We start from the raw sequence: 24,928 nt of genomic DNA on the forward strand, positions 1-24,928 counted from the left end.
TAGGGATAAAGCAGCCCCTAGGTAAAAGAATGGGAATATCAAACCCCACCATTCAAAACGTGACGTTGCAGCTAGGTAGAGTGATAATGGAATTATCAGTAGACCGGAAATCACAAGAAATAAGGCTTTTTCATTCCTAAAGAAATAAACGAAAATATAATTGAAGCTATCATAAATGGCCAAAATAATAACCCCATAAAGGCTCTCCCCCTTAAGGTTTCCCTCATATTTCGAAATTGTTCTAAAAAATTAATACTAATTATCTCAAGTTCCTATAATATCCACAATTAGTTATTAAAGAAAATGGCCCTTTTCATGCAAAATAAGCGTAGATCCTTATTCAGGAAATGCGCCCGTTTCTTGAACAATGAGGGTTAAATAATCACAGACATTTTAACTGTTTTAAAGGTATGATCAAAGAATGACTCGCTAAATTCTTCAATATAGGTAAACCCATGTTTCCGATAAAAAGATTCTGCCTGATGATTTCCTTTTTCCAGGTAAACCACTAGTTCATCGCCATTTTGTAATTTATTTTTTATTTTATTTAAAAGGGCACTTCCTAAACCTTTCGACTGAAACTTAGGGTGGATGTATATAGCTGAAAGGTCATTCTCATTCTTACTGCAATGTAAATTAGCAAACGAAACGACCTTTTCCTCCCATTCCCCAACTAGAAATGCCGTTGTTTCAAGTTTATTTCTAAGTGGATCAATTGAATAAGCTGTTTGCAAATATTTTTTTGAACTGAAACAGGGATAAGTTCTCTATATGCTTCTGCCCACGATAATCGAGCAACCAATTGGATAGTCGAAAAATCACCTTCTGTTGCATTTCTTATTTGTATACTCATAATTTATTACCTCGCACACTGATCTATAGTCCTTAATAATATTTCGTTAAATGGCCTAATTCTGCAATACAGGCTCTGCGCTTAGCTTTGCATCAGATTTGCGACCGATTGCGGAGAAAAAAAGTTACTTTTCTTTATCCATACAATCCGTACAAAAAATCTCACTTTCTTTTTTTAAATAGGCTTTAATCTCAACCATAATCGTATTCTTCGGAGCCTTCATCTTTGCATAGATTTCTTCTCCATCTTGAATTTCTCGATTGCAATTAGAGCAATATAGCGTACGTTTAAACATTAGAAAATATCCTTTGTTTTTGCAGAATCTGGCCCTTTTCTTAAAGAAATGGCGCTAATCCATTGTTAAATTGCACCCTTTAATGGAGTAAAAGTCGTCCCTAAAGAAGACCTTAGTCTCAAAAATCTAATTTCATTTTTTATAGCCATCAAAAAAGGTCCCTCCTAATGGCTTGTAAACATAATCTACAAATTCGATAAAAGGCTGTTTGTTTCCGTGTTTATAATAACAGTTTAGAGTTTCAAAAAACTTTTCGTACAAGCTCCCGTCAAATGCTTTTAAAGCTCTTGTAAGACCTTTCCCCCTTCCAGACCATTGACCATTTAAACGTAAAATGAAGTCAGCAACCTGTAATGAGATATTGTTAATAGTAATCAATGCCTCTTGTTCATTTTTTGAATCTGCAAAATCATCGAGAAGATCATAAATAAAATACCTTGAAGCTTTTATAAATTCTTCAGAAAGGGGCGGAGGACCATTTTCGATAAAATTATTTGCGGTGTTTCTTATATCATCTAACTCGCCGTTATTTTTAAGCACTTTACTGTCGATTAGCATATTAGCTAAGATAGGTCTTCCTTTATTTCTGTCTTTTTCAAATTGTTCTAAATAAGAATTAAAATTATGAACAAATGATTCAATTTTCCATCCATATAAAACAAAGCTTTCTCGGTAGGAATTTAATGAATTATCAATAATCACAATATCTAAATCAGAGGTCATAGTTTCTTCACCTCTTGATGCACTTCCTGCTAATAAAGCAATATTACAATCCGGAAAGTTTCCCTCTACAAATTTAACTGCAGCTTCTATTGCAGAAAAAATCATCTTCACCCCCATTTTCTAAACATCTCTCCCAAGAAACATAATTCTTTTTTATTTCTTTATCATTAACCTAAATACCTTCTGCAAATATCTGTCTGAAATATAAAAGGGCGCTTATTCATATTAATGAATCGCTCCCTTTAGTTGAAGTTCGAGGATATGTTTTCAAGTGTTTATAATTTATGAGTTTCCCTCTTGTATTTATCACGACTTCATCTTCCCCATAACCCATATGAGCACGATAGTAAGGGTATACTTTTAGCGTTAACTCATATAATCCACCAATTCCATATAACTGTTTTATTTTAATGATTTCTGTATCATATGAAGCCCATGTAAGAACTTCAGGTACATTTTCGTCGTCTTTGTAGATTTCTACAATTGCTTTATCTACTGGTTCTCTTAGGCTACTTATAAGTGCCATTTTAACCGTTTCGCATAATTCCGTATCGGCTTCATTTATTGTTTCTGTCTTTGCATTTACTGTTCTATTAGAGATTACTAAAAGCATTCCAACCATAAGCAAGACCGCAAATTTATTAATAATTATCACCTCATTTTAGTTTTCCTAAGAACTAAAATGATTTATTCAAGAATCTGGCCCTTTAAATCAATTTTAACTACTTCCAAATATGTGAGTATACTCAATCATTTACTTCAAAAAAAGAAAAGGCACTATAGAGAAAGAACCTTTTTATGTCAAAGCGATTGATTATGCATTTAAAAGTATTTGCTATAGAAATCTTGTCTCAGCTTTCCACTTAGCTGAGCATATATTTTTGTAGTTTCACTCTTCTCGTGACCAAGTAAGCTCTGGGTCACTTCAAGTGGTGCTCCATTGTGGTTTGGCAAGCTTCCCTCAGATGTTCGATTTCAAGTTCAGAGAGGAATTTAGGTATTCTTTTTCCTAGTTTTGGTTCCTTCAGTTTAGCTGCAGGATTTTTAGATATATATCCTTCATCATATGTCCATTTAAATAATGATCGAATACTTCGGACTCTATGTCCCAGACTAGACGGCTTTAAATGCTCTCCTGCATCGATTAAATAACTTTTTAATTTTTCTGTCGTCACTTCATTCATATCAATATTACCAAAATATCGCAATAACAAATTATTCTGAAAGCAATATGTTTTTATAGTTAATGCTGAATATCCCTCAATCTTCTTATCTAGTTGGTATTTCTCCCAAGCTTCCGATAATAACACCATTCTTCACTCTCCCAGATTATGAACCAATTATTCTAGATTCTATTATGTTCAAGGAAAGTCATTATTATTCAACAATCTAAGAATTTAATAATTAACTCAATCTATAAAAGCCTTGAAAAACAAGGGGGATTCCGTATCTTTTTCAAGAATCGCGCCCTATTGTTGAAGATCTAGTTACATGTTTGAATGAACTAAATCACTCTTTAGTTAAAAATCGGCAATTCCCAGTCCTCTAAAAGTCCCCAAGTTATTTCAGGATTTCCATTTAAAGATTTCATTGAGCCTACATATACTTTTTCATTTTGCTTCCCTATACTGTCGTAATGTTTAACTATTTCTTTGGTTGTTGCTGAAACATTGTTATTCAGAATATCTTCATAACCAATCCATGATAGTGAGCCTTCATCGCTTTCAATTAAAACAGTATTTTTAGGTACGATTCCAATGAAAACATATTGTATTCTAAGTTCTTGATTACCCTTTATCCTAAGTACAACGTATCCAAGTGTAAGATTTTTTATGTAATCACTCTTTAAACCTGTTTCTTCTTCAATTTCTCTGAAACATGCTTTTTGTGGATCATTAATTTCAACACCTTCTATATGACCCCCTATTGGAACTAATAACCCTGCAAGGAAAGTATCTTTTTTCTTTTTTTGAAGAAATAAAATTTCTTGTTCCTCATTAAAAAGGAAAGCGACTGACATTTGTCTAAGTTTCAAAGATTCCAACCCCCTTTTTGTTTTAAAAAGTTAAATCTTTCTTACACTATCCTGTCCTTTAGCTTAATAATAATTATTTCAAATTCTCATTATTTTCACAATAAGTTATTCCAGAAAATTGCCCTTAACATAATGAAGGAGCCTAATTCTTGCTGCAGAATTACTCCCGATTGCTTAATAAGGTTTTATGGATTATCTTTTTCTTTTCCTAGAGAAAATCCTTCAAATAAACGCCCACCGTACGGATCCAAAACCTTATCTACTAATTGAACAACCTTATTTTTCTCACCTGTTTTATAAAAAACATTAAAGGCTTCTACGAACTCTTCGGTAAATTTCTCATCATGTTGATTCAAAGCCCGAATAATCCATTTCGAAGAGCCAACCCACTGACGATTAGTTCTTAAAACAAATTCGTGAACAAGATCAGCTAATGTGTTAGTTATAAATATTTCTTCAGCTCGGTCATTACTTCCTAAAAAATCATCAAGTGCATCAGTTATAAAGTATCGCTTTGTACTAACAATTTCTTTAGACCATATTTCAGGTCCCTTCTCTAATATATCTTTCGCTTCTTTTTTTATAGATTCTAAGATTCCTTCATCTCTTAAAATAATTCCTTCAGAAATCATTCTTGGCATAGAAGGCTTTGCAGCTTTGCAGTCCATTTCGATAAAGTATTTGTATGAAGTTAAATTATGGGCAAAAACCTCTATTGCCCATCCAAAGTCAAACATAGACTCTCTATATGATGAAGTAAGTCTTTTATCAAAAATGACAATATCAAGATCAGAAGTTTCTGTTGCCTCTCCCCTAACTACACTTCCTGCTAATAAAGCCCCTTGGCAATTTGAAAAGTGCTTATCAATAAATTGTTTCGCTGCTACAACTGGATCAAACCTTTTCATTCACTTCACCTCTAACAATCTTTTCATTTCCAATATAAATTCGTCAATAAAAAGAAAACCCCTATTTCAAGGGTAAATTTAATCCAACTTTATTTCAATATACTGCCCACTTGCTGCATTAAAAAGGCGTTTTTTCTTATGGAAGAAACGCGCCCGATTGTGGAAAATAATTAAGCTAATCTTATTGAATAGGTGCCCTTAAATAGAGTGAACCCTTATTTAAAATTCAAAAACAATTTTATCCCCATTGGAGCATGGTATTTGTTGTTTTCGACACGACTAATTTCGATGAAAGGAATTCTATTCTATAAAAAACTTAAAAATCTATTATTCCAGAGATTCTCATGATGTTCAATGATTGTTTTAGCTCCCAAAAGGTCACTGTTTAGAGTGGTAGTTAACCCTTTTTTCATAAATAATTTATATCCTAATCCATGAGCCATTCTAATAGTTGTATCTACACAATATTCGGTTTGTGCTCCACAAATTTCAAGTTTATTTATATTTAACTTTCTAAGTTGTTCATTCAAATCAGTCTTGTAAAAAGAATTTGCATGTGTTTTGTTGATATAGATATCTGTATCTTTAGCATCTAGTTCCGGAAACAATTGCCATTCTGGAGAATTAAAAACCAAATCACTATCATTATGTTGAACAAAAATAATAGGATTTTTTATTTCTCTAAACAAACGAATTCTTTGATTAACTCCATTTAATACATTCGCTAGTTTAAATAGTGGAACATTTTTAGGCTGAACACCAATTTGCAAGTCAATAATTATTAGTGCTGTATTTTCCATAATTATTATTCTCCTCATATCTCTTTTAGAATTTATCTACTTACGATATCACAAAATTTTTATTTGTTCTAAGTAATTTTATCCAAATATTAAGAAAAAGCACAACTCTTGATGAAGAATTGCGCCTTATTGCGGAATATCACTAGGTAAAGTAGCTGAATTGTTGATAGTTACTTTCCATGAAATTATTGTTGTACTATCACGTACATTATTTTCCTTAATTTCTTCTAATAATCTTTTAACACCATATTGATTGGTTATCCCTTCGAAGGTATTAAATATTTCAAATGGGTTGTCAAAATTAGTATTTGGGCACTCAATAAGCCCATCTGTTGTTAAGAAAATATGATTTTCTCCTTTCCGTAATTCTTTCCTTCCAGAACTGTAACAAGGTACAGCTAAATTAAAAGTATTCTTTTGTCCTACCCACTCATAAAAACTTCTATGATTCTGTTGAAATTCTCCTAGTGCTTTAAGTTCAGGATGAAACAAATAAAGAATGCAATCTCCTATCGATAGCCACCAAAGGAATTTTCCTTTCCTAACAACAAATAGGCAAGCAGTTTCTCCTTGGACATTTTGATTAGCTTCTCGAAAGCTTTGACCCTTAAAAATATTTAGAATGAAGGTGGATATGGTGTCGAAAGCTTCTACTGTCTGCATTTTTAAGATTTGTTGCACTGAGTCTCTTTCTTTTTCAAAGGTTTTAAGAACTAATTCTGCACTTTGTGCTGTATTATGAGCATCAAGAATAATAACAAACTCCCAATCTTCTTCTTGATTAACCCAAATTAAACATCCATCTTCATTCTTAAATTGCCCAGTTGAAGAGTTACCACCAAAATGACCTATTACAATATCGTTGTTCAACAATTCAGTGTGAACTTCATCTACATAATGTTTTGGCTTCCTACCCATTGATAATCACTCATGATTAATCACCTTTTATTCATATTGGTCAACTATTTTTTAATATACAAAAGAAAATAAAACGATTTATAACCTAAGAAAAGCACCCTTTTCATGCAGAATAGCTGCCAATTCCTTATTTCGGAAATATAATTTCGTTATTTATCCAACTTTACTTGCTATTAAAATATCTGTTATCTCGTCAACACAATTAACAATATGTGTAGGGTTAGTATCACTTAATTCTTTAAATGAACCATATCCATAAGTTACTCCGATAGAGTCAATACCAATATTATTTGCACCAATCATATCGTGTTTTCTGTCACCAATCATAATAAAATCATCTAGCCTATGCTCATTGTACTTATCAAGTATGTATTGAATAATTTCAGTTTTTGATGTTCGTGTTCCGTCTAGATTACTTCCAGCAACAAGATCAAAATAATGGTCAATGTTAAAATACTTTAGTATTTGTTCAGAAAATACAGTAGGCTTTGAAGTTGCAACAACTAAAATATATTGTTGTTCTTTTAATGATTTTAGTAGAAAAGGAATTTCCGAATATAGGTCATTCTCAAACATACCCTTATCCTTGAACCTTTCCCTGTAAAAATGAATTGCCTTTTGTGTACTTCCTTCATCAAAGTCGTAATATTCAGCAAATGACACTTGAAGTGGTGGACCGATAAAACATTCAAGTTTATCGATATTAGGTTCATCAATGTCCATTTTCTTTAACGCATATTGAACAGATTTAGTTATACCTATTTTTGGGTCTGAAAGTGTTCCATCTAAATCAAATAAAATTATCTTATATTTGTTCATATAAAGCTTCCTTTCTGTATCAATTACCTTCCTCATTTTACCATAAAAAAACTCAGAATTATTTAAATTTATTATCAAACTGTCCCGTTTACTCGATAATTCTTGCTCCATTAAATGGCCCGATTGCTGAAAAAAAAGTCCTGCATCAATACAGGACTTTTGATCAAACTTTATTATAAGTTATCAATCTTTTTTATAAATTATCGAACTTTTTTACAACCTATAAATTTTAATTTAAATCAACAAATGCGAGAACATTCGTGGAAAGAATTTATTCATTATTGGTTGTTACTAGTGGCGCGTTTTCGTCTTGCACCCATTCTGTCATGGAACCATCGTATACAGCGACATCTTTACGGCCTAGTGTATATAGAATGAAAGCATTCCATGTAGCAGCAATCCCACCGCCACAATATGTGATGACTTTTTTAGATTGATCAAATACACCGGTCGGCTCAAAAATTTCACGTAAATTTTCTTCATCTTTAATGAGAAGTGATTCATCATCTGATAAGTCGGCAAAGAAGACATTTTTACTATTAGGAATATGACCGGGACGACCGTAAGTGTTTTTCTTACCACTAAAGACATCTGGTGATAAACAATTCATAATAATCATGTTTGGATCATCTATCGCTTTTTTGACATCTTCTTTTGTAGCTAATAATTCCCGTCTTCTTCTACCATTAAAAGTTGCTTTTGGATAATATTCAATCCCAGACTTAATTTCTCTACCTTCTTCTTTCCATTTTCTAAACCCGCCGTTTAAGATTGAGACATTATCAAATCCTTCGAAGCGAAGTTGCCACCAAACACGTGATGCCCAATCAGATGCGGCATTCGGGGAGCCGACTTCAGCGATTTTGTCATAAATAATCACATGCGTACCATCACCAACACCCAATTTTTCAATCCCTTCTACGAACCTTTCTCGAGATGGCAATGTAAATGCTTTTGGATCATCTGGGTTTGCTAATTCGTTTACTACATCTGCATGCACAGCACCTGGAATATGCTCTTCTTTATAAGCGTCTCGTCCGTTCGTTACAGAGTAAAGTCCATCACCATCTGGTAACTTTAAGAAAGTCGTCGCGTCTAGTATGCGGATATTTTCATCATTTAAATGTTCCTCTAACCATTGGGTTGAAACAATTGGTGGAATCGTTTTGGTCATACTCTTCTCTCCTCTTTCGATTTTTGATTAATATAACATTATACCCATCTGTATACAAGGAATTAGGTTTGCAATGTTCATTTTTATGAAACAAACCATTATATTTTCATATTCCCTATTTATAAAGGTTAGAAACATTGATAAAAGCTTAATCATAATCATTATTTTATGAAAGCTTTCGAGCAAAAAAAACACTCTCCCTAAACCTGTTCATTGAATAGAGAGAATGAAATTAAGTAAAGACATTCGACATTCATACCAATAATTATAAGAAAATATCTTTTCGATTCGTCTCTACATTACAACTCAATCTTGCTACATAAGGCCCTCCTTTATGGAGGAAAGAAACAACGGGAAAAAAACCGATTCTTATTTTAATCGGTTTTTAAAATAATTTCCTATTAATAGAGGGTGCCTTCTGCTTCTTTTGTATAAATTTTCACCTGATCAAGTGCCCCATCTTTTAACTTAGTTACCCATTCTGGATCTGCAAGTAGGGCACGACCGATTGCCACGTAATCATATTCACCAGCATTCATTTTTTCATCGACAATTTTAAGATTTTTTTCAATGGTGATTTGTGCATTATCTTCACTACTTAAATATGCGCGATTAATGCCAATGGATCCAACTGCAATTGTTGGTTTTTGTGTGATTTTCTTTGTCCACGCAGCTAAGTTATATGTAGGGTGTTCATCTACAAATTCTGGTTCCCATATGCGTCTTGTTGAACAATGAAAAATATCTACACCCGCTTCAACTAAAGGTAATAATATGGTCGCAAGTTCCTTACTATTATTCGCTAACTTGGCTTTGTAATCTGTACCCTTCCATTGAGAATAGCGGAAAACAATTGGAAAATCGGGACCAACACTTTGTCTGCATGCCTTAACGACCTCTGCTGCAAATGTAGAGCGTTCCTGTAGGTCTCCACCATACTGATCTGTCCGTTTATTAGTCAGTTCCCAGAAAAATTGATCAATTAGATAACCGTGAGCTCCGTGTAATTCGATGCCATCAAATCCAATCTCTTTGGCAGATTTAGCAGCCTTTGCATACGCATCAACTAGGTCATGTATATCTTCTTCTGTAAGTACCTTGATTTGATCAATTTTCTTTCCTTTTAACGTGATTCCTGAAGGACTGACAGGCGGTGAATCGATGTTAGGTAGACTCCCGGCTTTTCTTGCTGCACCAACATGCCATAATTGTGGAATAATCTTCCCGCCGGCTTCATGTACTTGAGCTACTACATTTGCCCAACCTTTTAGTGCATCCTCGCCATAAAAAAGGGGAATTGTTTCACCAGCAACTGCTGATGGATGATCAATCGCTGTGCCTTCAGTAATAATAAGGCCTACACCATTTTCTGCTCTCCTGCGATAATATTGTGCTACCTTTTCATCTGGTACACCATTTGGTGAGAATCCTCTTGTCATTGGTGCCATTACTACCCTGCTTTTTAATTGCCCATTTCCAAATGACACCTTTTCCAATAAACTATGCCCTGCAATTTTTTCTACCATCTTTATCACTCCTTGCTTTCATTTTACAAAGAATGCTAACAAATACAAGTAAAATGCTTTCAATTAACAGAATATTTTATTCGTTTATCACTGCATAAAAAAACATTTCAACAAAAGGGATTGAAATGTTTTCTCTTTATTAGGAATCAGCTCTTTTAATTTCTTCAGGTTTAAAGCCATAAATGACAGAAACACCTAAATATAAAGAAAAGAAATCCAAGAACCAATTATTATTCCTTTCCTTTGTGTGAAGACAACGAAAGATCTCTTGGAACTGCATGCTTTCATTTGCCTTCACCACGGGGGTGATTCCGAAATATTTAATTACCGTATCTAAATTTAAATGTTTTGCAATCTTCAAAACATCCTCTAATAGTGAATAATAGATTGCGATTTCCTTTTCCTGAAATAGTTTAATCATTTGCGTATTTAAGTTAGTTAATAATAACCGTCCTTCTTCTTCATTCACAACAGGAACTTGATTTAACATTTCTTTTATATCGATTTTAATCACCTATTTTTCCAATTTTAATCATCTTAACGAGTTGAGAGTTATACTTGCAAAGGTTTATCAAAAACATAAATCGTCATCGCAATATCTTTTTCTAAATCAATATCAGTAAAAATATTGATTAATTGAGCACCAACGAGTCCTTCAAGTTTTTCAACCTTTTCTTTATCGCTATATAATTGTTTGATAAGGGTTGTTCGAGCTTCATGGACTACTTGGTAGCCTTTCGTTGATTCAATCATGAACTTCTCGACATTTGTTAAGTTCCCTTTCATTTCCGTAATCGCCCAACAGCCTGTAAATTTTGTAGTCATTTCTCTTGGCCCATTGCCTACATGTTTTTTTCGAATTTCTCTTATAATCATATTGAATTGATGTTCGATATTCATTAAAAGCGTCCTCCAATAATAAAGTCACAGTTTTTCCAGGTAAGTGTATAGCGCAAATGTAATCTTATGGTCCTCCATGTGATCATTAGATAAACCTATTCCTTTATGCATACAATAAGCCCGCCATAAAATAGTTTGTTTACGCAAACTATTTTATGGCGGGCTAATAGCAAAGCAGCAGACGCTACTCGTTATCCATCTCACCATTCACCTATTATTATATAGTAATAGGCAATATCTTTACCTATTAGCCATATATTACTTATATAAGTATAATTTCTTTCTCGAAAAATATCAATATTATAGAAAAAAATTGCTTTCTCTTCTATTCGATATCGTAATAATCTTATAGTTGCTTTGCAAGCAAAGGTACTACATTACTAAAGTAATCAAACTCCCCATCTCCTTTTAATCCAGCAATTTTAAATTCTTTTTTAATTATCATTATCGATATATTAACCTCGCCTATTTTCTTATCTAAAATATTCTATTATATCTATTCAACAAAAAATCCCTTCCTTCCTGTATTGAAGTAGGGATTTCATACTAATTATTGAACATTTATTCAACTACCTTGCCCTGTTAATTTAAGTACATTTTTTTCACAATCCCATTAGTGTAATCCTATTGAGACTCAGTTATTTTTACATAAAAGAGGGATTTCAAGCGTCTCAAATGACTCGTCTCAAAGGTATGAACGTTTTTAAATCTTTAAATTTAGAGTGATAAGCAGATTAAAGTTGTAAATCCGCACTTTTGAGACTACCCCGATATGAACTTAAAGAATTTGTTCTGCTACCAATTCTGAAAGAGTTTTAATTCCATAGTCAATTTCATCTAAGGATGCATAAGAATAAGAAATTCTCAAATATTGATCAGAGTGATACTCATACAAATCTCCAGGGTGAACAAGTATTTTCCGACGCAAGGCTTTTGTAAAAAGCTGGTACATGGATATACCTTTATTTAACTTAAGCCAGATGAAATATCCGCCTCTAGGGATATTCCATGTACCGATGCTAGTAAAGTATTTCTTTAATGCTTCAAGAGCAACATCTCTTCGAATCTTAACATTTTTCCGCATAATATCGTTATGCTGATAATAAAGGCCACTAGAAAATAGTTCTGTGGTTACATTTTGGGAGAGTGAGCTGGTTCCATAATCAGTTTGCATTTTTATATCTGCCAATCTTTTAATGACTTTTTCTGATCCAACAATCCAACCAATCCTGAGACCAGGACTTAAATTCTTCGATAATCCACCAATATATAAAACAAGTCCGTTGTTATCAAATGCCTTGATTGGCTGTGGAGGTTTTTCATCAAACCAAATCTCCCTATATACATCATCCTCTATAATAGGCAAACGGTCCCTATCACACGCTTCAACAAGCGTTTTTCTTCTTTCAAGTGACATGACACTACCGGTAGGATTTTGAAAAGTAGGTATTGTAAAAAGAATTTCTCCTTTTCTCCGCCTATGTCGATCAACCAATTCTTTTATTTCTATACCTTCTCCATCCTGCTTGATTCCCGAAAGTTGCATTCCGAACGATTGAAAGGTTCTAAGAGAGTAAAGGTAGGATGGCTTTTCAACATAGACTACTGAGTTTGTGTGCAAAAGGCCAAGGCAAATAAGCTGAAGTGCCTGCAAAACACCAGAGGTAATCAAGATTGAGGATGGATCAGCTTCTATTCCTATTGTTTTAAGGTACGTGCTTACCTCTCTTCTTAGATTGATATTCCCGTTCGGTTCTTCATAACCCAGCGATGTCATAGACTGTGACAGTTTTTTTAGTACGCCCTGAATCATTTTGTTAGGTATTAATTCAGGGGAAGGTTCACAGGATCCCATTCGGATGATACCAGGTTGGAATTCAGCTTGATTGATCTGCTGCATTATATTTTGATTTGTTTGATGTAATCCCGAAGATATATAGGGATGCCAATTATGTGAATGATTAATGGACATTAATGTCCATGTATTGTTTATTACTTTTGTACCTCCACCAGCATTACCGCTAATAAGGCCTTCAGCTGCCAGCTCTTCAAGGGCAGATACTACGGTACTTCTGTTTACACAGAAAATTTCAGAAAGCATCCGCTGACTTGGCAATTTGAAACCAACTGGCCATTCTCCAGTTACTATTTTATCTTTTATGAAATTAACAATCTGTATATCCAATCGATATGGATTGTTTCTATCAGGTTTCCAGTTGATATCAAACATAAATTCCCTCCAAAAACATAGTATTTTCACCATATCATTTGGTTGGTTAATTAACAACCAAGAATGGTTGGAGACTTTTTGTTGTTATTCAAATACAATTACATTAAATCTTTTCAAAAACCCTAATGGTAATAGGCACAGGAGTTCAGGCGTTTTTTTTAAATAGCCGCCACTCTATCTCAAGTTCAGACAATTAACAAGGTATATATATAACCCTGTAAAATATGAAAATGCATTAATATACCAGTCTTCAATAAAAACGGAACTCGGTAAAATCATAAATGATATCAACGATAATTATAATAAGAGCTGGAAACAAAGAATTGTGTCAGTTCAGTTTGTAGCTGTAAGAAATCCAATGAAAGCTTTGGAAGTAACCGATGCAGTAATTACGATTACGCCTTCGCGAAAACCATTGATTTTTAAGGATTGGATTAAGCCAGGCAAACATATCAGCTGTGTGGGGGCAGACATGACTGGAAAACAGGAAGTGGATGAAAAGATTTTGAGGTTGTTTCTGTATACGAAGATGATATAAAACACGTATCGACAGTGGGAGAAACAAAAAGTGCTATAAGGGCTGATATATTAGGCAAAAACAGTTTGACTGAAATTGGACCATTCTTACTTGGAAATGCGAAAGGACGTACAAGTGATGTAGAAATGACGATTTTTGATAGTACTGGCATAGCATTGCAGGATCTTGCAGTTTCAAAATATATTGTATCAAAAGCAGAAGAAATGAATGTCGGGACAATCGTACAAATATAAAATCAATATCTAATTTGGAGGGATCATATTATGAAGATAAAAGTTTATACATTAAATTCATTTGCAAAATCCATTGAGGGAGGAAACCCTGCCGGGGTGGTACTTAGCGCTGATTATCTATCAGAAGAGGACATGAAAAAAATAGCAGGTATCATCGGCTTTAGTGAGACTGCTTTTGTCATGAAGTCAGACCTTGCTGACTTCAAGGTTAGATTTTTCACACCTAATGAAGAGGTTGACTTTTGTGGCCATGCAACAATAGCAACGTTCTATACACTTTGCAACCAAGGCTATATTAAACCAGGGAAATATTCTCAAGAAACAAAATCTGGAGTTTTAAATGTAGAAGTAATGGAAGACTTATCCATAATGATGGATCAAAATGCACCAAGCTATTATGAAATAATAGACAAGGAGGAAATTGCAGATTCCTTAAATATTACTATAGATGAAATGTTAGGGGATCTACCAGTGCAAATTGTATCTACTGGTCTTAGGGATATACTTGTACCGATTAGAAACTTAGATATATTAAATTCTATAAAGCCAAATTTTGAAAAAGTATCTGAGATCAGCAGTAAATATAATACCATTGGATATCATATCTTCACCCTTGAATCACTTAAGGATTCAAATGCTCACTGTAGAAATTTGGCACCTCTATATGGAATTCCAGAAGAATCTGCAACTGGTACATCCAATGGTGCCCTTTCATGTTATTTATATAAATATGGTAAAATCAACTCTGAAAAAGAGATTAATCTGTCTGTTGAGCAAGGTTACTCTATGAAAAAACCTTCTGAAATAGTTATTGAGTTAACCACTCAAGGGAAAGAAATTATTGAGGTCAAGGTGGGCGGGAAAGCGTTGAATTTCTCTGAAACAGAGGTTGAAATATAATGAATGTAAATTTTAAATCAAAGAAATATTAAGACAGCCGGATTAGGTGTTGTGTTACATCTAGTATGGCTGTTTTTCTTTATTAAATATTCTTTAATTGTCGGTTATTAGAGCGTTATTGTGATGAATGAGGGCTTAGATGGTAATATCAATGGACCTGTCGATTACAGTGCTTATCCTATGTTTGCTTTTTTTGATATGGCATGGTTCTGATGAGAAATAGACAATAACAACGTGGTTTCAGAAGAAAATAAAAAACTACTCGAAAAAACCTTGCTTTCGCGGAGCTTATCGCTACGAACGTCATGCAAGGTTTTTTAATTCAATGAAATATACTTTTTATAATTGTAATTGTTTTTCTTTCGTTAGAGTTAGCTTACTTTTTTTGAAAGAATCCCTCAACATGTTGAGATGTAAAATCGGATAATTGTGCAAAGTCATATTGGGGATTGCGGTCTTTGTCAATGACCACAGACCGTACACCTTCATAGAAGTCACTATGGCTTAAAAAATTTCTAGCAAGTATGAAGTCTGTTTCTAAGCAAGTTGTGAGAGATTGTTCTTCACCGTCAATCAGTTGCTTAAGTGTGACTTTAAGTGATGAAGGTGATTTAGATAATAAGATATCACTTGTCGTTGTAGCGAAATCACTAGGATGTTCACGAAGAGAGTGTAGAATCTCTTCTAATGTTTGAAAAGAAAAGTGCAAATCAATTTCTTCTTGTAATTGTGATAACTTACTTTCTCCGCTTTCGTCGTTGGCGTACTGGTTGAGTAAATCATTCAAGTTATAATCGAGATTTACATCTAACCAATTCATATTCTCTAGATTTTCTAAGAGGGAGTTAAATTGTTCACTCTTGATGAAATAATCAGCTCCTCCTATGTAGAGAACATCAGATGCATGTATCGTCTCTGCCGTCAACGCTAAATAACGGCCAATATAGCCTGGAGCTTTGTTAAGGAAATAGGCTGCACCGACATCAGGGAAGAAGCCAATATTCATTTCAGGCATGGCCCACTTCGTCCGTTCAGTTACGATACGATAGTTTGCCCCATAAGTCAGTCCAACTCCCCCGCCCATTACAATACCATCAAGATAAGCAATAATGGGCTTTGGATAGTCATAAATTAATTGATCTAATTCATACTCCTCTTTAAAAAATTGCATTGCCAGACTTTTATTTTTTTCATTCAAGCGGGCATCGTATAAAGCTTTTATATCTCCACCTGCACACAAGCCTTTTTCTCCTGCTCCTTTGATCAGAATTATCTGTATGTGATTATTGTTTTTCCATCGCAGTAACTTTTCTTTAAGTGGTTGAACCATTGCTAAAGAAAGTGAGTTTAGCGCTTTCGGACGGTTGAGTGTAATCACACCTAACCCTTTATCATTTACTGTGAAGAGTACTTCATCTGTCATACAATCTCTCCTTCCATTTTTTTTAAAACCAACGTTCAGTTACGACTTTCTTTCTTGTATAAAATTGAACACCATCTTTTCCGTTAGTTCCTAAATCTCCATAAAATGATGATTTGTTACCAGCAAAAGAGAAAAACGCCATAGGAGCAGGTACATTCACATTTACACCAATCATACCTGCATCAATCTTCTCCCTGAAAATTTGTGCTTCTTTACCACTAGATGTATAAATAACAGCTCCGTTGGCAAATTTTGATTGGTTCGTTAAGGCGATACCATCTTCAAATGTTTTTACTCTAACGACACTTAAGACCGGTGCAAAAATCTCATCTTGCCAAATTTTCATATCGGATGTTACATTGTCAAATATTGTTGCACCTACATAATAACCATCTTCTGTCGTCTCTGTATCCCTACCATCTACGATTAAATTGGCTCCCTCTGATACCCCTGAGGCGATATATTGTAACACACGGGATTTATGAGTGTCACGAATGAGTGGTCCAACAAAATGCTCTTCAAACCGACCATCCCCGACAGTAAGTTTTTTCGTTTCTGCTACAAGTAGGTTCATAAAGTCATCTGCTATATCTTCTACAACGGCTACCACAGAACAAGCCATACATCGTTCCCCACTACTTCCAAACGCTGCGCCAATAACACCTTGAACCGTTTTTTCTAGATGACAACTAGATGATACAACTGCGTGATTTTTCGCACCAGCTAATGCTTGTACTCTCTTTCCGTGAGCGGTGCCAGTTTGATAAACATGTTTGGCGACCGGCTCTGACCCAACAAATGAAATTGCACGAATTTCTGGATGATCTAATAAGCGATTAACCACGTCTTTTCCTCCATGTACAAGGTTTAGTACCCCTTTAGGAAAACCTGCCTCATAGAATAACTCTACGAGTCTACCAGCCAAGATCGGCGTTCTTTCAGAAGCTTTCAGTATAAATGTATTCCCACAGGCGATTGCCAGAGGAAACATCCATAAAGGAACCATCATTGGAAAGTTAAAAGGGGAAATCCCAGCAACAACACCAAGCGGATAGCGCCAAATTGAGCCATCTATCCCTTCGGCAATACTAGGAAGTGCATCTCCCATCATTAAATTAGGAGTGGAGGTTGCGAGTTCAACGACTTCAATTCCTCTTTGTACCTCACCACGCGCATCCTTTAATGTTTTTCCATTTTCCTCTGTAATAATTTGAGCGAGGTTTTCTTTTTCCTCTTTTAACAAATGAAGATATTGGTAAAGCAGACGCGCTCTATTTGGGACGGGTACTTCAGCCCACTTAGGATAGACCGCAGCAGCAGCTTTGACAGCTAAATCAACATCTTCTTTACCAGAAAGGGGGACGTAAGCAATAATTGTCCCATTCGCCGGGTTCGGTACGGCTTCCACTTCCTTACTGCTTGAATCAACCCATTCACCATTAATATGGTTTTTCATTGTTGGAATTTCTGTTTTAATCATTCCTTCATCCCCGTTTCTTTCGCATTTTTTGTTTGATCATTTTTCACTTTTTCATAAAGAACAGCCATATCTTGGCTACCATAACCCTCGTTTTCAGCATTTTTGTATATATTTAATAGTAATTCACTAACTGGCAATTGCAATTCGTGTTCCTTGGCTAAATCAAGCGCGAAACCAAGATCTTTATTTAATAGCTGCAAGGTAAAACCGGGACGATAATCTTCGTTCGCGATAAAACTTTTATAGTTTCTTTCATATATCCGACTTTGGCCGTAGCTCACATTCAACATCTCAAATAATTGTGCTAAATTAATGTTGCTTTTTTCTGCCAGATTTAAGGCTTCGCTTACACCAGCAGTATAAAAACCGATAAGTAAGTTATTGATTAATTTGACTGCAGTTCCGCTTTCAATTCGTTCATTCACATGAAAAATATTCTCTCCAAGAATATTTAACAATGGTTGGGATTGCTCGAAAGCTTGTTTAGGACCACCGACCATAATGGTTAAAGTACGATTTTCAGCACCGATTACACCCCCACTGACAGGAGCAGCAAGAAAATGAATGCTCTTCTTTTTTGCTTCTTCTGCTAATTTTTGATTCAAGCTAGGAGCAACCGTACTTGTATCAATCAGGACAATGCCTTCACGTCCTTTTGTAATCAATCCTTCCTCACCTAAATAGATTTCTTCCACCGCTTTCATTGAAGGTAAGCTTGTGAAAATAAAATTTACTTGCTTTATGATATTATTGATAGATAATCCAATCACACCTCCCGACCTTAGCAATGCCGCTTCAGCATCTTTGTTGAGGTCGACGCCGTACACTTCATTGCCTTCTGATAATAAGCTTTGCGCCATCGGTAAACCCATATTCCCTAATCCAATAAAACCGATTTTCTCACCCATCATTTAAGCTCCCTTCATTTCAGTAATTTTGGTTGATCAATAAGTATTTGTGCTAATTGCCTTTTTTTCAATAACAGATTGCTGTAGAGTGGGATTTGGTAATTTTCAATGTTTGCGAATGCAACGAATCGTTCTTTTTCATCAAGTATCGCTGCTGAAATCAGGCTAATCGTTTGTTGTTTCAAATATTGAAAGCATTGTTCGCATATAATATCAGTCGCTAAATCTTTCCACTTTTGATTTTGTTTTCGATGTTGCAGTTTTGATGTCCGCATATAAGTCGATTCCATTGTGTATAGTTCTGTGATGATATTAGCTAAAAGACGTGCATACTGCTGTTCCCTATTTATATCAATTTTTGCATTTGAAACCGCTTCCAAAGACAGCGATAACAGTTCTTTTCCTAACTCAATAAATTGGCTGTTTCTATCTTGGTGTAATGGTGTAGGGGTATTGATTGTGATATCTTTAGATGAGTGTTTGTGAAGTAAGTTTTTTGCTATGGTTAAGCGATTGATTTCGTTTGTTCCTTCAAAGATACGACTGATTCGAGCATCCCTATATAGTCGCTCAACATCGTAATCTCTCATATAACCGTATCCACCGTGAATTTGAACGGCCTCATCTGTTACATGCCCAAGCATTTCAGAGCATCGTACTTTGTTTATGGCACATTCCATTGCGAATGCTTTTAAAGAGGTGATTCCTTCATCTGTTGGAGCTTGATCAATCATATCTGCTGTGCGATAAGCGGCACTTTCACTTGCATAAATAGATGTCACCATTTCAGCTAATTTTTCTTGTATCAACGTAAATTCAACCAGCGCTCTATCAAATTGTTGTCTCTCTTTCGCATAGCTAAGAGAAAAGTTGAAGGCTTGTTTAGCTGTGCCAATATTCGAGAAAGCTAGCTTCAATCTAGCAAGATTTAATATATTCATGGCAACTTGATGACCTTTTCCTTTTTCTCCTAGTATATTAGCGGATGGCACAACGACATCTTCCAATATAAGAGTAGCTGTTGATGATCCATGAATACCCATCTTTTCTTCTTCTGCACCAATAGATACGCCTGCTATGTCTCTTTCAACAATAAAAGCAGTCATCCCGTCATTTGTTTGGCAAAACACAACAAACACATTTGCTATGTGAGCATTGGTAATCCATTGTTTTTCCCCAATTATTATCCAACTATCACTCTTGCTGTTGTAAATAGCTCTTGTTTTCGGTGAAAGTGCGTCCGATCCAGCTCCTGCTTCCGTTAAGGCATAAGCACCAATCCAATCCCCGGAGATGAGTTGTGGTAAATACTTTTGTTTTTGTGCTTCTGAACCAAAATAAACATACGGTAATGTGCCAACACCTACATGAATATTATACGAAACACTAAAAGCCCCACCGTATCCTATCTTTTCAGCTATAAGCCCGGATAATTTTTTACCAAGTGCAAACCCGCCATAATCCTCAGGTACATCAATAGCTAGTAGACCTAGTTCCCCTGATTTTTGAAACAGATTCTTAGCCACTTCATAGTTCTTTTTTTCTAATGAATCTATTTGGGGCAACACTTCATTCTTAATAAATAATTCTGCCGTTTGTGCAATGAGTTGTTCCTCTTCAAGAAAATCTTCAGGAGAAAAAATATCTCCCTTTTCTTCTAGTGTTTTTTTTAGCTTCGCCATCGTGCACTCCCTTTACATCTTTCTATCTCCTTTGATTGAGCGCTTGCTCAAATCAGTAGCAAGAAGCAAACCACCTTCAAACAAAAAACAACTCCTGTTAAAAGAAGTTGTTAAGTAACGAGTGGACAAACAAATAAACATGTGTTGAGTAATATACATGTTCTTCTATCCGCACTTAACACCCCCTATCCGCGTAGGTAATGATGTTGGCTAAAACAGGCAGGTCTCCTGGCTTATGGTCGTGGCGGATTTGTTCCTTCCCTATTCAATAATGAATAAGTGGTTATGTACAATCCGCTCGCAAATACAGTTGCGGGACAGCACCGGAGTCTAACCGGTTTCCCTTTTAAGCTTGATGAACAAGCACCTGTTTATTTAGCTTATTTAGTTTTCACACTAACAATATATCAATTTTTCGGAAAATTTACAATTTATTTTTTAGAATATGTATTCTCAGCTTAAAATGATGAAAAAGTTAGGCTCTTTATCATTTTTCTTCCAACCACAATATAAGCTAGAGTCATTGATTAAATCCACTCCTACAACCCGAGTAGAAGAAAGCCTAATTCTTCATTTTGACCGATCGTTTGATGTAACATGAAAGGTTTATATAAATTTACCACCAAAAAGAGAAACACGCCTCCTAGATTGCAGTGGCGTGTTTTTCAAGTTTACTTAAATAAGTTAAGAAGTTTCTCGAAGAATCCTACTTTATCTTTTGTTTCTTTTACATCTTCTTTGTTATCTTTTATTTTAATCTTATCTGTTTGGATGACAAATTGGACTAGTTCCAACTTTTCATTATTTTTATCTGATACAAAAGAAATTGGCTCATAATCAGATTTATCATATTGCGATATCATTTCATCCACTTCTTTTGTCACCTCATCAGGAATGTCTTTAGTTGCATCATGTAATTGTCCAGTTCCATTATGAAGCGAGCCAGCTCCTTTGGTTAGTTGCTCAGCTCCAGATAGAGAACCGCTAATTCCTTCATGGATGTCACTATATGATGTACTTAATTCAGAAACACCGCCTGTATAAGCAAGTAACCCTTGGTGGAATTGATTATAGTTAGATACCATTTCTTCAACACCAGATGTCAATTGTTTTAACCCTTCATCAATGTCAATTTGAAGAATAGATTCGTCTATATTAGATGATATTGCACGAAGGTTACCTGCTGCTTCTCTCATTGATTGACTAAAGGTTGATAGCGGTTCAACCATGTCTGTAAGGTTATCTTTGGCTAGTAGTAGAACTTCTTGAGCAGCTTTTGTCCCTCTATAGGTTTCTACCAATTGATCAATTACCTCTTTATCCGCATTACTTTCATATAATTTATTTATCTCTTTATCTGAAATTTGGTTATCTGGTATCTGCTCCAGAGCACGATTGATTTGTGTTTTTACCTCATTATAATTAACAACTACTTGGTCTACATCATTTGCTGCTTGTTCTAGATTATCCGCTACCTCAGGCAGATCGATTGTTACATTCTCGAGTTCCCCAATACCACTTACGCCACTGGCTTGTTTCATCTCATCTTTAATCAAAGATAAAGTATTATTTATTTGTGCTGATCCTTCTGTTAATTGGTTACCAGACTGACTTAATTCATTTAGTCCTTTTTTATATTGTGCAGACCCACCCTCTAAAGACCGTAAGCCTGATGATAGTTCATTCATTCCTATTGCTAAGTCTCCGACACCATGATGAAGGTCACCAATTGCCTCAGTTAATGAGTGAAACTCACTCGTCAATTCTTCAGTATCTGGGCTATCAATGGCAAGTGAAGCAGGTAAAGCAGATATTTGCACACCTTCTGTTTCAAAATGATTTGTTTCTGCCTCAATCGTAAATACTTCTTCCTGCTCCGGCATAACGGTAAAAGTGAGCTGCTTATCTTTGCCGGATTGTGCAACAGTGGCATTCTCGGCTTTTATCTCCTTGAATTTTTCAGTGTTCAGCGGTACGCTAATTTGCAGCATATAATTTTCAGAGAATGAAGAACGCTTACCTTCATTCGCTTCTACAGCAATTTCCATTTTTATATCGCCCGATTTACCAGCTAAATTTTCTGGTTCAACCTTTTTATTATTAAGGTAATAATTAATTGTAAAACGCCAAGGTAACTCAAAGTTATTTGGTAAGTTTCCTTGATAATAGTAATTTTCTTCTTTTGCTTGTAATGTGATCTGATCATTTTCTTTGCTAATTTTTGATGTGTCAGTTAGATTTTTAACCTTTTGGTAATTCCCAAAATCTTCTATCACACCAGGTTCTATCAGTTCAAACGAATTGACAACATATAATTCGGTTAGGTTACCGTCTGCTAGCAAGTTAGCATAAATCACTTCATTTTTGTTTGCTACTTTCCCTTTACTCATTCCGCCTTTAACTGTTTGTGATTCAGCATGTATATTCATCACAGGAAAGAAAAATAGGGAAGCAGTGATAAGCATCCATTTAATGATCTTCATGTTTTTCCTCCTTGTTACTAAAGTCCATTTGTAGAGATGTTTTTTGAATCAATTTATCACATAGTAATAATAATGCAGGTAGAAAAAGGATAACGAGTAAAAACGCGAGCAATGCTCCTCTACCTAATAATAATCCAATAGAACCGACGATTGGATTTGAAGAAGTTAGCCATAATATAAATCCGACACTAGATAAAATGGAGGCAGACACGATAATGGAAAATAATTTCTCATCAATTGTTTTTCTCATCGCTTGTTTTGGAGAAAGTTTTCCACGCTTATGCTTATAAGTCTCTGTTAATAAAATGGCATAATCGACCGTTGCTGCAAGCTGTACAGTGCTAACGATGAGATAACCAATAAATACTAATGACGTATCGGTAAAATAGGGTATGGCGAGATTAATCCAAACAGAAGATTGTATTGTTAATAATAAGATAATCGGTAATGATAATGATTTGAATGTGACAAGTAACACGAATCCAACCGCGATAACGGTTAAAGTATTTACTAAAGAATTATCTTCTGTAACCGTTGATTTCATATCATAAAGTGCAACACTTTCGCCTAAAGTTAACGCTTGATTACCAAAATACTTAGTACCTATTTCCCTTATCTCTTCTACTAATTGAAAAGGAATATCTCCTTCTGTTCCTGCATCAGTATTAATGATGATTCGACTGTAATTATTGGATAAGAATTGTTCCTTTGCTTCCTCCTCTAAATATTCTTGCGGAATAGTCGAACCAACCATATTCGTGTAGCCAATTACATTTGAGACATGGTCAACCTCTTCAATAGATGCAATCATTTCTTTTTCTTTACCTATTTCATTATTAGGTACCAATAATACTACAGCGGTTGATTCGCCAAATATTTCTTCTACTTTTTGGATGTCTTGCCCTAACCTAGTACTGTCAGGTTGATCCCCCATTCCATAAGTAAATGAGGTTTCTTTTTGTGCTAAAAAGCTTGGTATAACGAGAAGTAAGACGAAAATCAAGACCGGAAACCTTAACTTTAATGTTTTTTTTCCAATACCTTTAAAATTTGGTATTAATGATTTGTGCTGTGTTTTTTCAATCCAATGATGGAATAATAATGTAAGTGCTGGAAGGAATACCATCACACTTATAAAACTTAAAATTATTCCTTTAACAAGGTTTAAACCTAGGTCTGATCCAATCTCAAAATCCATAAACAATAATGCAATAAATCCAAATAGAGTTGTAGATGCGCTCGAGGCAATGACACTAAACGATTCTTTCATAGCTAGTTTCATAGCTTCATTTGGCTCATGCCCTTGTTTACGATAATCTTGAAAACTATGTAATAAAAAGATAGCGTAATCCAAGGAAACAGCTAACTGCAAAATTGGTGCGACTGATTGTGTCACAAAGGACACTTCTCCTATAAAAACATTACTCCCTAAATTAATAATTACCGATACACCGATAGCCGTTAAGAAAAAGAGCGGTTCAACCCAAGAGTTTGTCGAGAGAACTAGTATAATGATAATAATGGGAATAAGTATCCCTGCAGCGAGTAACGTTTCTTGCCCTGTCATTTTCTGCTGCGTAGCTGTATTTGCAGCTTCGCCAATAAGTGATCCCTTCTCACCAATTATTTGATATATATCTTCTGTTGCTTCGACCTCTTTGCCACTCTCAATGGTGACAGAATAAAGAGCGTGATTATTTTTGTAGTAATTTTCTATTGTGCCTTGGTCTCCGGTTTCTATTGGTGTTCTTATGTCCATCGCATCATCTAACCACATCACATCAGTTACACCTTGAACCTTATTTAATTTCTCTTTGATAACGAGCGCTTCTTGGATTGTAACATTCTCAACCATTACGCTTGTATTTGGAATACCACTAGTAAATTCCTCTTCCATCACTTCTAAAGCAACGGTAGATTCAGCTTCTGCTGGGATATAATCTTTCATATTATAATTAACATTCACAAACAGAAAGCCAATAGCAGAAAGCACTGATAACAAAAAGAAAATGATTGTTACAGATTTTTTATAACGAATAATAAACTCAATCATTATTGGTTTCCCCACTTCTTGATGTTGAAATTCTTTTACAGTAACAT

At 34.9% G+C, this 24,928-nt stretch carries 23 protein-coding genes, 1 pseudogene and 1 riboswitch; of the genes and pseudogenes, 3 read left to right on the forward strand and 21 right to left on the reverse strand.

All coding sequences use genetic code 11. From position 1 onward, the window contains the following. Positions 1-374: 374 nt before the first annotated feature. From LCM23_RS08035 to LCM23_RS08105, 15 genes and pseudogenes are all read right to left on the reverse strand, one after another. Positions 375-734, reverse strand: coding sequence for a GNAT family N-acetyltransferase (locus LCM23_RS08035; protein WP_224936470.1), 360 nt, complete (start codon positions 732-734; stop codon positions 375-377). A gap of 243 nt (positions 735-977) precedes the next feature. Further along, positions 978-1,148 carry a Fe3+ hydroxamate ABC transporter substrate-binding protein gene (locus LCM23_RS08040; protein ID WP_224936471.1) on the reverse strand — a complete coding sequence of 57 codons (171 nt, stop codon included), beginning with the start codon at positions 1,146-1,148 and terminating at the stop codon, positions 978-980. 132 nt (positions 1,149-1,280) lie between these two features. Continuing rightward, complete coding sequence (locus tag LCM23_RS08045; protein ID WP_224936472.1) at positions 1,281-1,976, reverse strand: nucleotidyltransferase family protein; 696 nt, start codon at positions 1,974-1,976, stop codon at positions 1,281-1,283. Positions 1,977-2,091: 115 nt separating this feature from the next. Next, positions 2,092-2,526 carry a DUF3888 domain-containing protein gene (locus LCM23_RS08050; RefSeq protein WP_224936473.1) on the reverse strand — a complete coding sequence of 145 codons (435 nt, stop codon included), beginning with the start codon at positions 2,524-2,526 and terminating at the stop codon, positions 2,092-2,094. Between the two features lie 167 nt (positions 2,527-2,693). Next, a pseudogene (locus LCM23_RS08055) lies at positions 2,694-3,181 on the reverse strand (site-specific integrase). A gap of 206 nt (positions 3,182-3,387) precedes the next feature. Further along, positions 3,388-3,906 carry an NUDIX domain-containing protein gene (locus LCM23_RS08060; RefSeq protein ID WP_224936474.1) on the reverse strand — a complete coding sequence of 173 codons (519 nt, stop codon included), beginning with the start codon at positions 3,904-3,906 and terminating at the stop codon, positions 3,388-3,390. 185 nt (positions 3,907-4,091) lie between these two features. Continuing rightward, positions 4,092-4,814 carry a nucleotidyltransferase domain-containing protein gene (locus tag LCM23_RS08065; RefSeq protein ID WP_224936475.1) on the reverse strand — a complete coding sequence of 241 codons (723 nt, stop codon included), beginning with the start codon at positions 4,812-4,814 and terminating at the stop codon, positions 4,092-4,094. Between the two features lie 305 nt (positions 4,815-5,119). Beyond that, positions 5,120-5,614: a cysteine hydrolase family protein gene (locus LCM23_RS08070; RefSeq protein ID WP_224936476.1), complete on the reverse strand. Its 495-nt coding sequence runs from the start codon at positions 5,612-5,614 to the stop codon at positions 5,120-5,122. 126 nt (positions 5,615-5,740) lie between these two features. Continuing rightward, positions 5,741-6,532: a protein phosphatase 2C domain-containing protein gene (locus tag LCM23_RS08075; RefSeq protein ID WP_318247533.1), complete on the reverse strand. Its 792-nt coding sequence runs from the start codon at positions 6,530-6,532 to the stop codon at positions 5,741-5,743. A 153-nt stretch (positions 6,533-6,685) separates the two neighbouring features. Further along, positions 6,686-7,351 carry an HAD family hydrolase gene (locus tag LCM23_RS08080; RefSeq protein WP_224936650.1) on the reverse strand — a complete coding sequence of 222 codons (666 nt, stop codon included), beginning with the start codon at positions 7,349-7,351 and terminating at the stop codon, positions 6,686-6,688. A 271-nt stretch (positions 7,352-7,622) separates the two neighbouring features. Continuing rightward, on the reverse strand, positions 7,623-8,525 hold the full coding sequence (locus LCM23_RS08085; RefSeq protein ID WP_224936477.1) for a sulfurtransferase: 903 nt from the start codon (positions 8,523-8,525) through the stop codon (positions 7,623-7,625). Positions 8,526-8,926: 401 nt separating this feature from the next. Beyond that, complete coding sequence (locus LCM23_RS08090) at positions 8,927-10,051, reverse strand: NADH:flavin oxidoreductase (RefSeq protein WP_224936478.1); 1,125 nt, start codon at positions 10,049-10,051, stop codon at positions 8,927-8,929. 139 nt (positions 10,052-10,190) lie between these two features. After that, positions 10,191-10,565, reverse strand: coding sequence for a hypothetical protein (locus tag LCM23_RS08095; protein ID WP_224936479.1), 375 nt, complete (start codon positions 10,563-10,565; stop codon positions 10,191-10,193). A 38-nt stretch (positions 10,566-10,603) separates the two neighbouring features. Further along, entirely contained in the window at positions 10,604-10,951 is a 348-nt protein-coding gene (locus tag LCM23_RS08100; protein WP_224936480.1) for a DUF2294 domain-containing protein, read from the reverse strand. Between the two features lie 778 nt (positions 10,952-11,729). Continuing rightward, the gene (locus tag LCM23_RS08105; RefSeq protein WP_224936481.1) at positions 11,730-13,181 is read right to left on the reverse strand and encodes an aminotransferase-like domain-containing protein; all 1,452 of its coding nucleotides are present in this window, start codon (positions 13,179-13,181) and stop codon (positions 11,730-11,732) included. Between the two features lie 325 nt (positions 13,182-13,506). Here LCM23_RS08105 and LCM23_RS25850 point away from each other — a divergent pair, with 325 nt between their 5' ends. Genes LCM23_RS25850 through LCM23_RS08115 form a run of 3 tightly spaced genes read left to right on the forward strand, consistent with a single transcriptional unit; the run spans position 13,507 to position 14,852 of the window. Further along, positions 13,507-13,719, forward strand: coding sequence for a hypothetical protein (locus tag LCM23_RS25850; protein ID WP_251161635.1), 213 nt, complete (start codon positions 13,507-13,509; stop codon positions 13,717-13,719). Positions 13,720-13,733: 14 nt separating this feature from the next. After that, positions 13,734-13,952 (forward strand): hypothetical protein, encoded by a 219-nt coding sequence (locus LCM23_RS25855; RefSeq protein ID WP_251161636.1) that lies wholly within the window; start codon positions 13,734-13,736, stop codon positions 13,950-13,952. A 30-nt stretch (positions 13,953-13,982) separates the two neighbouring features. Further along, entirely contained in the window at positions 13,983-14,852 is an 870-nt protein-coding gene (locus LCM23_RS08115; RefSeq protein WP_224936482.1) for a PhzF family phenazine biosynthesis protein, read from the forward strand. A 376-nt stretch (positions 14,853-15,228) separates the two neighbouring features. On the opposite strand, the gene LCM23_RS08120 is transcribed toward LCM23_RS08115, so the two are convergent. The 6 genes from LCM23_RS08120 to LCM23_RS08145 form a co-directional block, all read right to left on the reverse strand. Next, positions 15,229-16,275 carry an enoyl-CoA hydratase/isomerase family protein gene (locus LCM23_RS08120; protein ID WP_224936483.1) on the reverse strand — a complete coding sequence of 349 codons (1,047 nt, stop codon included), beginning with the start codon at positions 16,273-16,275 and terminating at the stop codon, positions 15,229-15,231. 22 nt (positions 16,276-16,297) lie between these two features. Beyond that, the gene (locus LCM23_RS08125; RefSeq protein ID WP_224936484.1) at positions 16,298-17,755 is read right to left on the reverse strand and encodes a CoA-acylating methylmalonate-semialdehyde dehydrogenase; all 1,458 of its coding nucleotides are present in this window, start codon (positions 17,753-17,755) and stop codon (positions 16,298-16,300) included. Continuing rightward, on the reverse strand, positions 17,752-18,663 hold the full coding sequence (locus tag LCM23_RS08130) for an NAD(P)-dependent oxidoreductase (RefSeq protein ID WP_224936485.1): 912 nt from the start codon (positions 18,661-18,663) through the stop codon (positions 17,752-17,754). Before LCM23_RS08130 ends, LCM23_RS08125 begins: the two co-directional genes overlap by 4 nt. A 14-nt stretch (positions 18,664-18,677) precedes the next feature. After that, positions 18,678-20,345, reverse strand: a complete 1,668-nt coding sequence (locus LCM23_RS08135; RefSeq protein WP_224936486.1) for an acyl-CoA dehydrogenase family protein — start codon at positions 20,343-20,345, stop codon at positions 18,678-18,680. A 201-nt stretch (positions 20,346-20,546) separates the two neighbouring features. Then, positions 20,547-20,731, reverse strand: a riboswitch (cobalamin riboswitch). A 285-nt stretch (positions 20,732-21,016) separates the two neighbouring features. Continuing rightward, entirely contained in the window at positions 21,017-22,828 is a 1,812-nt protein-coding gene (locus tag LCM23_RS08140; RefSeq protein ID WP_224936487.1) for a methyl-accepting chemotaxis protein, read from the reverse strand. Next, the gene (locus LCM23_RS08145; RefSeq protein ID WP_224936488.1) at positions 22,815-24,881 is read right to left on the reverse strand and encodes an efflux RND transporter permease subunit; all 2,067 of its coding nucleotides are present in this window, start codon (positions 24,879-24,881) and stop codon (positions 22,815-22,817) included. The genes LCM23_RS08140 and LCM23_RS08145 overlap by 14 nt, the downstream gene beginning before the upstream one ends. Between the last annotated feature and the right edge of the window lie 47 nt (positions 24,882-24,928).

Source organism: Cytobacillus kochii (assembly GCF_020171845.1).
Classification (GTDB): domain Bacteria; phylum Bacillota; class Bacilli; order Bacillales; family Cytobacillaceae; genus Cytobacillus; species Cytobacillus kochii.

What these genes read in the sequence shown, in the direction of transcription:
- LCM23_RS08040 (WP_224936471.1), bottom strand. Translation starts at nt 1,148, where the DNA reads ATGTTTAAACGTACGCTATATTGCTCTAATTGCAATCGAGAAATTCAA.
- LCM23_RS08045 (WP_224936472.1), bottom strand. Translation starts at nt 1,976, where the DNA reads ATGATTTTTTCTGCAATAGAAGCTGCAGTTAAATTTGTAGAGGGAAAC.
- LCM23_RS08065 (WP_224936475.1), bottom strand. Translation starts at nt 4,814, where the DNA reads ATGAAAAGGTTTGATCCAGTTGTAGCAGCGAAACAATTTATTGATAAG.
- LCM23_RS08070 (WP_224936476.1), bottom strand. Translation starts at nt 5,614, where the DNA reads ATGGAAAATACAGCACTAATAATTATTGACTTGCAAATTGGTGTTCAG.
- LCM23_RS08075 (WP_318247533.1), bottom strand. Translation starts at nt 6,532, where the DNA reads ATGGGTAGGAAGCCAAAACATTATGTAGATGAAGTTCACACTGAATTG.
- LCM23_RS08080 (WP_224936650.1), bottom strand. Translation starts at nt 7,351, where the DNA reads ATGAACAAATATAAGATAATTTTATTTGATTTAGATGGAACACTTTCA.
- LCM23_RS08085 (WP_224936477.1), bottom strand. Translation starts at nt 8,525, where the DNA reads ATGACCAAAACGATTCCACCAATTGTTTCAACCCAATGGTTAGAGGAA.
- LCM23_RS08090 (WP_224936478.1), bottom strand. Translation starts at nt 10,051, where the DNA reads ATGGTAGAAAAAATTGCAGGGCATAGTTTATTGGAAAAGGTGTCATTT.
- LCM23_RS08100 (WP_224936480.1), bottom strand. Translation starts at nt 10,951, where the DNA reads ATGAATATCGAACATCAATTCAATATGATTATAAGAGAAATTCGAAAA.
- LCM23_RS08105 (WP_224936481.1), bottom strand. Translation starts at nt 13,181, where the DNA reads ATGTTTGATATCAACTGGAAACCTGATAGAAACAATCCATATCGATTG.
- LCM23_RS08115 (WP_224936482.1), top strand. Translation starts at nt 13,983, where the DNA reads ATGAAGATAAAAGTTTATACATTAAATTCATTTGCAAAATCCATTGAG.
- LCM23_RS08120 (WP_224936483.1), bottom strand. Translation starts at nt 16,275, where the DNA reads ATGACAGATGAAGTACTCTTCACAGTAAATGATAAAGGGTTAGGTGTG.
- LCM23_RS08125 (WP_224936484.1), bottom strand. Translation starts at nt 17,755, where the DNA reads ATGATTAAAACAGAAATTCCAACAATGAAAAACCATATTAATGGTGAA.
- LCM23_RS08130 (WP_224936485.1), bottom strand. Translation starts at nt 18,663, where the DNA reads ATGGGTGAGAAAATCGGTTTTATTGGATTAGGGAATATGGGTTTACCG.
- LCM23_RS08135 (WP_224936486.1), bottom strand. Translation starts at nt 20,345, where the DNA reads ATGGCGAAGCTAAAAAAAACACTAGAAGAAAAGGGAGATATTTTTTCT.
- LCM23_RS08140 (WP_224936487.1), bottom strand. Translation starts at nt 22,828, where the DNA reads ATGAAGATCATTAAATGGATGCTTATCACTGCTTCCCTATTTTTCTTT.
- LCM23_RS08145 (WP_224936488.1), bottom strand. Translation starts at nt 24,881, where the DNA reads ATGATTGAGTTTATTATTCGTTATAAAAAATCTGTAACAATCATTTTC.